We start from the raw sequence: 12,093 nt of genomic DNA, 5'->3' as shown, positions 1-12,093 counted from the left end.
GAAAAAATGGGTTCAGAGCGCGGTTTCGCGCTCCGCCGGAGAGTGGCTGGCGTTGCCAAGGACGATATCGCCCTTGTCGGTGGTGACGATCAGCACTTTTTCGAGCGACCCGTCGTTGTTGAGCGAAAAGGCAAGGCGCAGTGCGCTCGAAGACCAGCCGGCACCGGCAAGGGCCGTGCGCTTGATCGCGGCGCAGTCGGCGCAATCGCCAAGGCTCATGGAAGGCGTTACCGGAACATCGGTGGCGAAGCCGGAGAAATAATCGTCGAGCGCGCCCATGGTGGCGTTCACATCGCGGTTGATGCGCAGCAGTTCCTCGCGGCGCTCGCCGGTCAGCGGCGCGGCGATGGTGGAGACGCATTGGCCGGCGGAAAGGACGCAGCCATCAAAACTGCCGGGTGCGGAAACACCGACCTGTGTCACCGCGCTCTTTTCGACGGCGGCGAAGGCGCGGGCGAAACCGGCGGCACCCGCCGCATCGGCATGGGTGGACAGGGAAGCAACGGCAATTCCGCAAATGGCGGCAGCAATAATCTTCTTCAGCATTTCATACCCCGTTTCGCGATCCGCCGGCTTTTGCCGGTCTCGATTTCGTTGTGTGGAGCGTTTCTTTCAAAGGCCGCTCCTCGTCTGTGATCCCACAATGGCACAGCACTGTTTTCAGGCGCTTTAAGCCGATCGCTACAATTTTATCGGTTTTCATTTTTGTACAACGGGCGCTTTTTCGACCATGCGCCGATATCGCCGCCGCGAATATCGAGGCAACGTCGGGAAGCAGAATGGGGCCGCATCGTTGCGGGGTATGGGAATGGTATTGCAGGGTTTGCAGACGATGCGGCCCCGGCTTCACCACATGACCCGCCCGCCAAACCGGTTCCTGTTTGGAGGATGGGCATGTGCCGGCGACCTCAACCGTGACATTGGGAAACTCCCCGGTTCTGGCCGCCTGCCCCGCCCATCTTGCGCCGCGCGCACGCTTGATGACCGGAATGCGGCAAGTATAGGCGATACGGCCGGGCCGGGGACAAACACATCGCAAAAAAGCGGGAAGAAGAGCAAAACACGCAGTTTCGCCCTATACCGGACACAGGACTTTTCAACGGGTTAACAAAGCCCTGATCGGCGGCATTTGAATTAACCTTGTCTTAAAACCCGGCGTTAATGGTTAGCAATTTAAGAATAGCGGAACGAAAGGGTTCCGTTATGCGTGGCGTGTCTGCCGTTGTTTTCCTGATGCTCGTCCTGGCCGGCTGCGCCACCGCACCGTCGCAGGTGACCAATGCCTGTGCGATTTTCGAGCAGCGGAACGGCATCTTCAACAACTGGCGGCGCGATGCGAAAGCGGCCGAGCGCGAATTCGGCGTGCCCGTACCTGTCATGATGGCGACGATCTATACCGAATCCGCCTTCCGCCCCTATGCACGCCCGCCGCGCACCAAGCTTCTCGGCTTCATTCCCTGGACACGCCAGTCGAGCGCTTACGGCTACGCACAGGCGCTGGACGGCACATGGAGCGTCTACCAGCGTGAAACCGGCCGCTGGTCGGCAAGCCGCACCGATTTCACCGATGCCATCCACTTCGTTGGCTGGTATCACGCCAAGAGCCGGCGCGAAAACGGCATTGCACTGAACGACCCCTATAATCTCTACCTCGCCTATTATTCCGGCCATGCCGGTTATGCGAAGGGTAGCTGGCGCAACAATTCCGCGGTCCAGAAGGCCGCCCGCCGCTCCGCCAACATGGCGCTGCGTTACGAGGCGCAGCTGCAGCAATGCGGATATCGCTGAGGCTAGGGTAGCAGGGTCATTTTGCCTGCGACGTGGAAAGGAACCCTCCGTCACCCCGGACTGGATCCGGGGTCCAGCGCGATCAAGTCCTTGATCGCGGGAGAGTCCTTTCACGGCGCAGACGCGCCGTGGCTGGATGCCGGATCAAGTCCGGCATGACGGTGAAGAATGAGGCCGCGCAACAAACTAGCTCCCATAAGCCGCCAGAAAACCCCTGACCGCATCGATCTCGCCGGAGCGGATTTCATGCCCGCCCGGGTGCCACACGGTTTCAACCGTGCCGCCCTGGGCCTTCAGGCTCTCTCCCAGCGCCTTCGTCAGCGGCACCGGGCAGATCGGATCGCGCTCGCCGGCCGTGATCAGCACCCGGCGCGAGGCCTTGGTGGGGGAAATCTTCGGTTCGAACGGGATGAGCGGATGCATCAGCACCACCGCATCGAAAAGCCCGGGTTCTTTAATCAGCACATTGGCGAGAATATTCGCGCCATTGGAAAAGCCGAGGCCGATGACCGGCCCGGACTGGTAATGCTCGCGGTTCGCCCTGACGAAATCGGCCATCTTCTCGGTTGCCCGCTGAAGGTCGGCCATGTCGTAGACGCCCTCGCCCGTGCGCCGGAAAAACCGCGCCGCACCGTGTTCGGAAACATCGCCGACGGGCGAGAGAATGGTGGCCTCAGGCAGCAGGCGGCAACCGAAATCGAAGAACTGGTTTTCATCGCCGCCGGTGCCGTGCAGCAAAACGAAAAGCGGAGCACCGGCAGCGCCGGCGCGGGATTTGTGGAAATAGGTGTCCTTGTTCATCGGATGATCCTTTCTGGAAGGAAGAGGTTCAACGGCTTCCGCAAGGTTTCTTCGGCCAGGTGGAGCAGTCATATGGAGCGAACGGACGCGGCTTGTTTCTTCGCCCCGCCGGGGAGATGTAGGCGGCAACGGGATGAGGGGGCAAAGGTGCGGTCTATCGTGCGCGTTACCCCCTCATCCGACCCTTCGGACCGCCTTCTCCCCAGACGGGGAGAAGAAATACGCGGCAATGTCCTGCCAAACGCGAGCGACAGGTTAAACCGCCTTCTCATCCCCCAGCGGCTCCAGCTGCTTTTCCAGCAGGGGGCGCAGATGCGCGTGCTGGGTCGGCAGTTTCAGCGCCTCGCCGAGATGGGCGGTGTCCTCGTCACGGTCGAAACCCGGCTCGTTGGTGGCCACCTCAAACAGCACGCCGCCGGGCGTGCGGAAATAGATCGCCCAGAAATAATCGCGGTCGATGACCGGGGTCACCTGATACCCCGTATCCATCAGCGCCTTGCGCACTTCCAGCTGCTTTTCACGATTCTCGACCGCAAAGGCGATGTGGTGCACCGAACCCGCGCCCAGCCGTGCGCCGGAAATATTCGGCAGTGTTTCAATGTCGATGACATCGGCACCGTTGCCGCCGGCAATACCGAGACGCAGCACGCCGTCCTGGCGGTCCACCTCCTCATAGCCCATGAATTTCAACAGTTCGGCCGTGGCGCCTTCATCGCGAAGACGCAGCGACGCCCCCTGAAAGCCATGGATCGCCTGATCCCCGCCGACGCCGTTGCCGGTCCACTGCGCGCGATTATCGTCCCTGACTTCCACCAGCGCAAAACCGTCTCCATCAGGTCCGGCAAAATGCAGGCGCTTGTTGCCGAAGGCCTCATCGGCCTTCAGGCCGTCCACGCCGGCTTTCGAAAGACGCTCCTGCCAATAGCCGAGCGATCCTTCCGGAACGGAAAACAGCGTCGTGCCCACCTCGCCGGTGCCGGGGCGGCCGCGGGCGATATGCGGGAACGGGAAATAGGTCATGACGGAGCCGGGCGTGCCGACCTCATCGCCATAATAGAGATGATAGACGTCCGGCGCGTCGAAATTGACCGTCTTCTTTACCCGGCGCAGGCCGAGCGTATCGGTGAAAAAACCGTTGTTCTGACGCGCGCTTGCCGCCATGGAGGTGACGTGGTGCAGGCCCTTGATCTGGTTCAGCATGGTTAAACCCCTTTTCGCCTGGCAGGCCTCGCAATCGGACCCGCCGTGTTCATGGCGTAAAGATGGGGCAACAGCCGCCTCAGGCATAGAGTGGACGACGGGAACGGATTGTTCCCGATCTGTGAACAATAAATTTTACTGTTCAACCGGCCCGACCGCTCATCTCAGTGATCGTCAGCAACGCCCAGGGTCCAGTAACCGACGGCGCGCAGTGCGGCTTTCGGCAAAGCGATCTCGTCCGTCAGGAAGGATTTCGCCGCCCGCGCCTCGGATTTCTCGCAGGCGACGAAGACATGCAGGCCGTCGTGATCGGCGCTCCAGGCATGGTCGCGCAGCGCCTTCTCAAGCAGGCCGGCGGTGCCGGCGGGCTTGCCGCGGCGATAAAGCCACGTCCACTCGACATCGGCCGCGCAGACGATCTCCTGCCGCTCGGCTTCGTTGTCGATTTCGGCATAAACGCGGAGCTTCTTGCCGGCCGGCATTTCCGCCGCCATGCGCAGCATCACCGGCAGCGCGGTTTCGTCACCGGCAAAGACGTAACGATCCGCCTCCGGGCAGGTACCGCTCGGGCCGATGATGCCGAGAACATCGCCCGGCTTCGCCGTCGCGCCGAAGGTCGCGCCCGGCATGTGGTCGCCCTCATGCATGACGAAATCGATATCCACCTCGCCGCGGCCGACATCCCCGGAACGGATGGTGTAGACGCGCCGTGTCAGAAGATCGTCACCCGCCGGCCAGACGATGGCCCCGGTGGTCGCAAGATAGGGCCAGACGGGTGCGCGCGCCTGATCCGGCACCAAAAGCAGACGCACATGCATGCCGCCGGTCAGCAGCCTTTCGATGCCGCTTTCGACGGCAACCACCAGCCGGCGCATATGCGGCGTGAGGTTATAGGCGCGGGCAACCTTGCCGACGAAAAGATTGGGCAGTTCACGCTGCTGGGCGCCATGGCCGCTCCAGCGGAAATCCAGCCCGGTCTCGCCGGAGAATTCAACGATATGCTCGGCCACCATGGCCTTCACCGACATCAATATATGTTCGGAAATGCAGTTGACCCGGGCGGCGAAGCGGCCGCCCTCGGCGCTGAAGCTGCCATGGCCGTATTCCGTCTTGAAACGTACCGTCGCACCTTCCCGCTCCATCTCCATGTGCTCGGAAAAATGATCCTCGAAAGCATCGACGATCGACAGCGGATCGGGCAGCGAGACGGAGGTTTCGGCAGACAGGAGAGACACGGGCATAATCCTTCACTTTGTAGTCCGGTTATCTTTAATCCCGACAACCGCAAAGCGTAAAGGTATTTTATGAGTATCTAGAGAAGGTTTTTGTCGCTTTCCGCCACATCCGGCAATTGCCAGTCGATCGGCTGGCGGTCATGCGAGACGAGAAAGGCGTTTGCCTTGGAAAAATGGCCGTTGCCGAAAAAGCCGTTATGGGCCGACAGTGGCGAGGGATGCGGCGAGCGCAGCACCAGATGCTTGCGCTGATCCACGAAGGCCGCCTTCTTCTGGGCATAGGACCCCCAGAGCAGGAAAACCACATGGTCGCATTCGTCGTTGACGGCACGGATGACGGCGTCGGTAAACCTTTCCCAGCCCTGCCCCTGATGCGACGCGGCGCGGGCCTCTTCCACCGTCAGCACGCTGTTGAGAAGCAGCACGCCCTGTTTCGCCCAGCTTTCCAGAAAACCGTGGCTGACCGGGCGAATGCCGAGATCAGCCTGCAGTTCCTTGTAGATATTGACGAGCGACGGCGGAATGCGCACGCCGGGCCGCACCGAAAAGCACAGCCCATGCGCCTGGCCAAGCCCGTGATAGGGATCCTGGCCCAGGATGACGACCTTGACCTCATCCAGCGGCGTCAGATCCAGCGCCCGGAAATATTCGGCCCCCTTGGGAAAGATGCGCTTGCCGGCGGTTTTTTCGGCAAGCAGGAAATCCTTGAGCTTGAGCATATAGGGACTGGCGAATTCGCCGGAAAGAACGCGTTTCCAGCTGTCTTCGAGTTTGACGCCTGCCTCTGCCATGCCCGTCTCTCCGCTAATGGTGATTATTTGAACCGGTTGCCGCGTTGCAGCACTTCGATCTTGTAGCCGTCCGGATCGCAGATGAAAAAGTATTTTGCGAAAGGCTGTCCCTTGTAATCGGCGTCGATGATCTTGCCGGGAGAAAGCCCGATCTCGGTGAAGCGCTGATGTTCGCCATCCACATCGGCAACGCTGACGGCAAGGTGACCATAACCGTCGCCCAGCGCATAGGGCACTTCGCGCCCCTTGTTGACGGTCAGTTCCAGCTCGAAATCGCCCTCGGCATTGCTGAGATAGATCAGCGTGAAATTCTCGAACTCGGCGCGTTCCGCAACCTCAAGCCCGAAAGCCTGTTTGTAAAATTCCACCGAACGCTTTTCGTCCAGCACCCGGACCATCGAGTGGATCAGCTTGGCCATGGTGTTTTCCTTCTTCTTCCTGTTGACGGTCCGGTTATGCTCCGGACATCGCGGCCCAAGGGGATAAAGACAGTGCGCCGCGCTTTCAACCCTAAAGGCGCCATGCACCAGAGCGGAGCGGCCCGATCACGCCAAATGTGATGGTGGAAGCGCCCGGTTTTGCCGGTGCGGCGCGACTGCGGCAAGAGGGCTCACGCTTTTCATGACCCTGCTCTATCCTGAGTGGATAAGTCATGATACCGGCATAGTCATGCGCCTTGTTTACCTCTGTCTTGGCTGGCTTATGGTCGCGACCGGCATTGTCGGCGCGTTTCTTCCCGTATTGCCGACCACGCCGTTTCTGCTTCTGGCGCTCTGGTGCTTCTCCCGCTCTTCGCCCAGGCTCGAGGCATGGCTTCTTTCCCATCCCAGGTTCGGTCCTTCGCTGCGGCGATGGCGTGAACGCGGCGCGATTGCCCGCAAGGCGAAGATCGCGGCGCTTTCGGCAATGACGGTGAGTTACGCCGCCTTCTGGTTCTTCAGCGACCCGCCGCTTCTGCGCGCCGCCATCGTTGCCTCCGTCATGCTCGGTTCGGCGCTGTTCATCGCCACCCGCCCGGAAAGCTGAACGCGGATATTTTCAGCGATGCCGCGACTGCGGCAGAACATAGGGAATGTGCTGCGCCGGCAGCCGGCCGACAACGCCGCCAATGCCATAGACCCGCGCAATCGTCTCGTCGCTGATCGTTTCCAGCGATGGCCCGCTCGCCGTCACCCGGCCGCCATGCATGACGATAAGTTGATCGGCAAATTCCGCTGCGAGGTTGAGATCGTGCAGGATGGCAAGCACCAGCCCGCCGCCGCTGGCAAAGTCACGCGCCGTTTCCAGAACGGAAATCTGGTGGCCGATATCGAGACTGGCCGTCGGTTCGTCGAGGAAGAGCGCCCGCGCCTCGCCGTTTTCCACCGGGTTCGGCACCTGCGCCAGCGCGCGGGCAAACTGCACCCGCTGCTGCTCGCCGCCCGACAGCATGTTGTAGGACCGCTGCTCGAAACCGCGCAGGCCGGCCCTGGCAAGCGCCCGGCGGGCCTGTTCTTCCGGCGCGCGCGACCCCTGCGCCACCGCTCCCATGCGCACGATTTCAAGCGCGGTGAAGGGAAACGCAAGCTGGGTATTCTGCGGCAGCACGGCCCGCAGGCGGGCAAGCTGCACCGGGGTGAACTGCGCCAGGGCGATGTCGTTATAGGTCACCGACCCGCCGTCTGCGCGCATCTCGCCCGACAGCAGCTTCATCAACGTCGATTTGCCGGCGCCGTTGGGGCCGATGATGACATTGACCTTGCCCGGTCTCAGATCGACGCTGACGTCGTCCAGAAGACGGCGGCCGGAGCGGATGAGGGTAAGGTTTTCGGCCCGGATCATGACATGTTCCGCATGGAAAAGCCGCCGCGGCCAAGCAGCAGGAACAGGAAGACCGGCGCGCCGATAAGCGCCGTGACCACGCCGATGGGCAACTCCGCCGGCGCAGCGACGGTGCGGGCGAAGCTGTCGGCGAACAGAAGAAGCGCCGCGCCGCCGAGCGCCGAGGCGGGCAGCAGGAAGCGGTGCGACGGGCCGATGGCGAGGCGCAGAAGATGCGGCACGACGATGCCGACAAAACCGATGGAACCGGCCGCCGCCACACTTGCCCCGCAGGCGGCGGCGACGGCCAGAATGACGACCCGCTTCAGCCGCTGCACCGGGATGCCCATGTGAAAGGCCGCCGCATCGCCAAGGATCAGCGCATCCAGCCCGCGGGCGACAAAGGGAATGATGGCAAGCACGACGATGATGAAGGGCAAGGTGGCCAGCACCTTGGCGGGTGTCGCCCCGCCCAGCGAACCGAGCGACCAGAAGGTGATGTCGCGCAACGCCCGGTCATCGGCCACGAAGATCATCAGCCCGGTCAGCGCGCCGCTGATTGCCGCCACCGCGATGCCGGCCAGAATGAGCGTGGTTGTGGACGTCGCGCCGTCCTTCGTGGCGATCAGGTAAAGCACCCAGGTATTCAGCAGGCCGCCGAAAAACGCCATCAGTGGTAGGAAATGCGGTCCGAAAAACACGGCGACCGTGGCAAGCGCGCCCTCCCCGAGAGAAATCGCCGCGACCGCAAACAGCGCCGCGCCGGAGGTGACGCCGACAATGCCGGGATCGGCCAGCGGATTGCGGAACAGCCCCTGCATCATCGCGCCCGAAACGGCGAGCCCCGCACCGATCAGCATGCCGAGCGCCGTGCGCGGCAGGCGCACGGCTTCGAGAATGACCCTGTCGCGCGCATCGAGTTGATCCGCACCGCCGGTCAGATAAGCCCAGAGTTCGGATAAGCCGACGCCCGTGGGTCCGCTGACCAGCGAAACGCCACAGGCAAACAGCAGGATGCCGACAAGTACGGCGAGGGTGACAACCCCCTGGCGGGACCTGTCGCCCGCAACCCTGCCTTCAGCGGAACTCAAGGTGGCAAGGCTCACGGCTTCACCACCTCGGGATAAAGCTTGTTCGCCAACTCACGACCCGCGGCCGGCGTGCGTGGACCGAAACCGATGAGATAAAGGCCATCCATGCTGATCAGCGCCTTTTCAGCGGCGGCCGGCGTGGACTGGAAGGCGGGAAGCGCGAAAAGCTCGGCAGCCTTGGTGGCATGGTCGCCGCGCGCCATGGTCAGCACCACATCAGGCGCTGCGGCAATGACAGCCTCGTCCGTCAGCGGCTTGTAACCGCTGATCTCCTGAGCCGCATTGATGCCGCCGGCCATTTCGATGATCGCCGCCGCTTCCGTATCCTTGCCCGCCGCCATGATACGCCCGCCGGCGCTGGAGAGCACGAAGAGAACACGCTTCCGGCCCTTTTCCGGCACGGCCGAAACATCCCTGGCCAGCGCATCGAGCCCGGCCTCGGTGTCCGCAGCCAGCGCCTTCGCCTTGTCGGGAAGACCGACGGCCGCGCCGATATCCTCGATCTTCTTCGGGATGGCATCGCCGCTCGGCGGCGTATCGACGGTGACGAAAGGCACCGCGCTCGCCTTCAGGATGGCGATGACATCGGCCGGGCCGGAGCCGTCCTCGGAAAGAATGAGATCGGGCTTCTGCGACAGGATGCCCTCCGACGACAGCGCCCGCATGTAGCCGATATCCGGCTTGGCCAGGGCCTCGGCCGGATAGCTGCTGGTGCTGTCGCGCGCCACGACGCGGTCTTCGGCGCCCAGCGCATAAAGGATTTCCGTCACCGTGCCGCCCACCGCGACGATGCGTTTCGCTTCCGGATTGCCCTTGTCCGAAGCCATGGCGGCGGGCGCTGCAAAGGCGATTGCAGCAGGCAGGAGGGTGGCGAAAACGAGCGGGCGAAGGCGGAAATTCAACATGGCGCGATCCTGAAACACAAAAGCACACGGGCGGGCACGGGTCTGCCCGCGCCATTTAACTTGAGTTATTTGCACATGTTTATAAGCCGCGCAATCGATAAGTGGAGTAAATTTGTTCGCTTTGTCGTGAGCCTCTTCCCAACCCGGTTCGGGCTGGATATCCTGACTGAAACTGGAAACTTAAAGGGAGAATTTCATGTTTATCGCAATGAACCGCTTTCGTGTCGTGCCGGGTTATGAGGAAACCTTCGAATCCATCTGGCGCGAGCGCAAATCGCACTTGAGCGAATTGCCGGGCTATATCGAATTCCACATGCTGAAAGGCCCGAAGGCGGACGACCACACGCTTTATGCCTCGCACACCGTCTGGGCCACCAAGGACGATTTCCTTGCCTGGACGAAATCCGAACAGTTCCGCGCCGCCCATGCCAAGGCCGGCGAAAACCGCGGCAAGGTGGAATATCTCTCCGGCCCGCATTTCGAAGGCTTCGACGTCATCATCCACGAAGACAAGAATGGCGAACGCCGTTCGATTGCCGCCTGAGGCACAGCCATGAGCATTGCAGCCCAAAAGACCGACGACGACAGGCAGGCCCGCGCCGCCGCGGCCCTTGCCGAAAAGCCCGACGGCATCGTGGAGGCCATTGCCGCCAAGGCCGAGGTGACGCCGGCCGAAATTCTGGCGATCCTGCCGGAAGGTGCGGCCGTTTCCGCCGCAGCCGACCGCTTCGACGCGATCTGGAACGAGATGCGCGGATGGGGCGAAGTCCTGATGATCGTGCAGACCGGCGATATCGTGCTGGAGGTGCCGGGCCACCTGCCGGAAGGCACGGAGAGCCACGGCTGGTTCAACATCCACGGCGACAGCCCGATCGGCGGTCACATCAAGAAGGACAATTGCGCCACGATCACCTTCGTCGATCGCGGCTTCCACGGCCGCCGTTCCTGTTCCGTCTGGTTCATGAATGCCGCCGGCGCCGCCATGTTCAAGATTTTCGTCCGCCGCGACGAGAACAAGGAATTGCGCGCCGAGCAACTGGCGAAGTTCGAAGCGCTGCGGGACGGTTTCCGCAGCTGAGGTGAGCCGGAGGCTGCAGCCCGAGGAATTGCTTTCCGTGGCTGCGGCGACCTCTCCTGGACCTCATTCCTGTGCTTGTCACAGGAATCTAGCCAGCCCAAGTCCTTGGGCAGAAAGGACCCCTCTGCCGCGCAGACGCGCGGCGGCTGGATTCCTGTGACAAGCACAGGAATGAGGGTGGGGATGCATCGGCTCTCGCAATCGCACGCGCCACCACCCACCCCGGACCTCTCCTCCAGCATTCGGGGGAACATCCATCGGTTCATCGCCCGTTCAGTGCCGTTTTTTATCATCCCCTGAAATTTAAACGGAACCAGCACGGAGCAAGCACCATGACCGACCGACAGCCTCTTCTTTCGCGCCGCAGTTTCGCCGGTCTCCTCGCGCTCGCCCCGCTTTTTGCGGCGGGCGGCGCGGTGGCCGCGCCGACAAGCCTGCGCGGCAGCGTCTCCTATCGCGAACGCATCGCCCTGCCGCCGGGCGCGACCGTCACCGTGCGCCTGATCGATGTTTCGCTGGCGGATGCGCCGTCGCAGACGATTGCCGAAACCACCATCCGCCCGCGCGGACAGGTGCCGGTGCCCTTCGTGCTGCGTTATGACGACCGCGACATCCGTGGCCGCCGCTCCTATGCGCTGAGCGCCGAAATCCGCGACCGCGACCGGCTGCTCTTCACCACCACCCGCCGTTATTCGGTGCTGGCCGGCGGACGCGACGAGACCGACCTCGTGCTGGAACGTGTGGGCGCGGCCCCGGGCCGGCCGGAGCCGGAAGCCGGCATTGACGGGCGCTGGCTGGTGCAGGACATCAGAGGCGAGCGGGTTCGCGGCCGCCGCCAGGCAACGCTGGAAATTTCCCGCGAGGGCCGCGTGTCCGCCAATGCCGGCTGCAACGGTATCGGCGGCGAGGTGAAGATCAACCGCAACCGCATCGATTTCGGCCGGATGATTTCCACGCAGATGGCCTGCACCCCCGACATCATGCGCCAGGAACGGCAATTCATCGAGGCGCTGGAGGGCTCCCGCTCCTTCCGGCTGGAGCCGCGCCGCGGCACGCTGGAACTGATCGACGGCCGCGGCCGCACGGCCATGCGCCTGCGCCGCGCCTGAAGCCGGCAACGGCCCTGGCAAAACACCCCGCGCCGCCGTGCGGGCCGTGGAACATTCCATGTCGCTTCCGGCACGGCGCGGGTGCCTTTCCCGTTTTATGACTTTGGCTGCGTTCGTCTTGCCGCTTTGCTCCGCCGCCAAGCTGCGCTATGGAACGCGCCGAACTGCGCCGGCTCATCCCGGCGCGAAGCCTCTGAGGGAAAACGCGATGACATCCTATGTTCTGACAGTAGCCTGCAAATCGACCCGCGGCATCGTCGCCGCGATTTCCGGTTATCTTTCGGAAAAAGGCTGC

15 protein-coding genes are annotated in these 12,093 nt (G+C 62.7%); 6 read left to right on the top strand and 9 right to left on the bottom strand.

Annotation, left to right across the window (positions count from 1 at the left end; translation table 11 throughout):
* Positions 1 to 12 precede the first annotated feature (12 nt).
* The gene (locus ACI2KA_RS17075; protein ID WP_404503656.1) at positions 13 to 546 is read right to left on the bottom strand and encodes a transglutaminase-like cysteine peptidase; all 534 of its coding nucleotides are present in this window, start codon (positions 544 to 546) and stop codon (positions 13 to 15) included.
* A gap of 657 nt (positions 547 to 1,203) precedes the next feature.
* Between ACI2KA_RS17075 and ACI2KA_RS17070 the strand changes: the two genes are divergently transcribed.
* Positions 1,204 to 1,788: a transglycosylase SLT domain-containing protein gene (locus ACI2KA_RS17070; RefSeq protein WP_404503655.1), complete on the top strand. Its 585-nt coding sequence runs from the start codon at positions 1,204 to 1,206 to the stop codon at positions 1,786 to 1,788.
* A gap of 186 nt (positions 1,789 to 1,974) precedes the next feature.
* Here the strand turns inward: ACI2KA_RS17070 and ACI2KA_RS17065 are convergent, their stop codons facing one another.
* From ACI2KA_RS17065 to ACI2KA_RS17045, 5 genes are all read right to left on the bottom strand, one after another.
* Positions 1,975 to 2,589: an alpha/beta hydrolase gene (locus ACI2KA_RS17065; protein ID WP_404503654.1), complete on the bottom strand. Its 615-nt coding sequence runs from the start codon at positions 2,587 to 2,589 to the stop codon at positions 1,975 to 1,977.
* Between the two features lie 255 nt (positions 2,590 to 2,844).
* Entirely contained in the window at positions 2,845 to 3,789 is a 945-nt protein-coding gene (locus ACI2KA_RS17060) for a VOC family protein (protein WP_404503653.1), read from the bottom strand.
* Between the two features lie 164 nt (positions 3,790 to 3,953).
* Positions 3,954 to 5,030, bottom strand: coding sequence for a DUF2218 domain-containing protein (locus tag ACI2KA_RS17055; RefSeq protein ID WP_404503652.1), 1,077 nt, complete (start codon positions 5,028 to 5,030; stop codon positions 3,954 to 3,956).
* A 71-nt stretch (positions 5,031 to 5,101) separates the two neighbouring features.
* The gene (gene ung / locus ACI2KA_RS17050; protein WP_404503651.1) at positions 5,102 to 5,815 is read right to left on the bottom strand and encodes a uracil-DNA glycosylase; all 714 of its coding nucleotides are present in this window, start codon (positions 5,813 to 5,815) and stop codon (positions 5,102 to 5,104) included.
* 23 nt (positions 5,816 to 5,838) lie between these two features.
* Positions 5,839 to 6,234, bottom strand: coding sequence for a VOC family protein (locus ACI2KA_RS17045; RefSeq protein ID WP_404503650.1), 396 nt, complete (start codon positions 6,232 to 6,234; stop codon positions 5,839 to 5,841).
* Positions 6,235 to 6,484: 250 nt separating this feature from the next.
* On the opposite strand from ACI2KA_RS17045, the gene ACI2KA_RS17040 reads away from it, so the two are divergent.
* Positions 6,485 to 6,841, top strand: a complete 357-nt coding sequence (locus ACI2KA_RS17040; protein ID WP_404503649.1) for a YbaN family protein — start codon at positions 6,485 to 6,487, stop codon at positions 6,839 to 6,841.
* Positions 6,842 to 6,853: 12 nt separating this feature from the next.
* On the opposite strand, the gene ACI2KA_RS17035 is transcribed toward ACI2KA_RS17040, so the two are convergent.
* The 3 genes from ACI2KA_RS17035 to ACI2KA_RS17025 are packed head-to-tail and all read right to left on the bottom strand — an operon-like array spanning position 6,854 to position 9,611.
* Positions 6,854 to 7,636: a heme ABC transporter ATP-binding protein gene (locus tag ACI2KA_RS17035; RefSeq protein ID WP_404503648.1), complete on the bottom strand. Its 783-nt coding sequence runs from the start codon at positions 7,634 to 7,636 to the stop codon at positions 6,854 to 6,856.
* Positions 7,633 to 8,721 carry a FecCD family ABC transporter permease gene (locus ACI2KA_RS17030; protein ID WP_404503647.1) on the bottom strand — a complete coding sequence of 363 codons (1,089 nt, stop codon included), beginning with the start codon at positions 8,719 to 8,721 and terminating at the stop codon, positions 7,633 to 7,635. The genes ACI2KA_RS17035 and ACI2KA_RS17030 overlap by 4 nt, the downstream gene beginning before the upstream one ends.
* Positions 8,718 to 9,611 carry a hemin ABC transporter substrate-binding protein gene (locus tag ACI2KA_RS17025; RefSeq protein WP_404503646.1) on the bottom strand — a complete coding sequence of 298 codons (894 nt, stop codon included), beginning with the start codon at positions 9,609 to 9,611 and terminating at the stop codon, positions 8,718 to 8,720. Before ACI2KA_RS17025 ends, ACI2KA_RS17030 begins: the two co-directional genes overlap by 4 nt.
* Positions 9,612 to 9,807: 196 nt before the next feature.
* On the opposite strand from ACI2KA_RS17025, the gene ACI2KA_RS17020 reads away from it, so the two are divergent.
* The 4 genes from ACI2KA_RS17020 to ACI2KA_RS17005 all read left to right on the top strand — a co-directional run.
* Positions 9,808 to 10,155, top strand: a complete 348-nt coding sequence (locus tag ACI2KA_RS17020; protein ID WP_003522597.1) for an antibiotic biosynthesis monooxygenase — start codon at positions 9,808 to 9,810, stop codon at positions 10,153 to 10,155.
* A gap of 9 nt (positions 10,156 to 10,164) precedes the next feature.
* A complete protein-coding gene (hutX, locus tag ACI2KA_RS17015; protein WP_404503645.1) occupies positions 10,165 to 10,689 on the top strand; it encodes a heme utilization cystosolic carrier protein HutX in 525 nt (174 codons plus the stop codon).
* Between the two features lie 332 nt (positions 10,690 to 11,021).
* Positions 11,022 to 11,798, top strand: coding sequence for a YbaY family lipoprotein (locus tag ACI2KA_RS17010; protein WP_404503644.1), 777 nt, complete (start codon positions 11,022 to 11,024; stop codon positions 11,796 to 11,798).
* 97 nt (positions 11,799 to 11,895) lie between these two features.
* Positions 11,896 to 12,093 (top strand): hypothetical protein (locus ACI2KA_RS17005; RefSeq protein WP_404503643.1); only part of this gene is annotated, 198 nt, incomplete at its 3' end.

This window comes from Agrobacterium sp. NPDC089420 (assembly GCF_044900305.1).
Classification (GTDB): domain Bacteria; phylum Pseudomonadota; class Alphaproteobacteria; order Rhizobiales; family Rhizobiaceae; genus Agrobacterium.
This window is presented reverse-complemented; position numbering and strand designations above follow the sequence as displayed.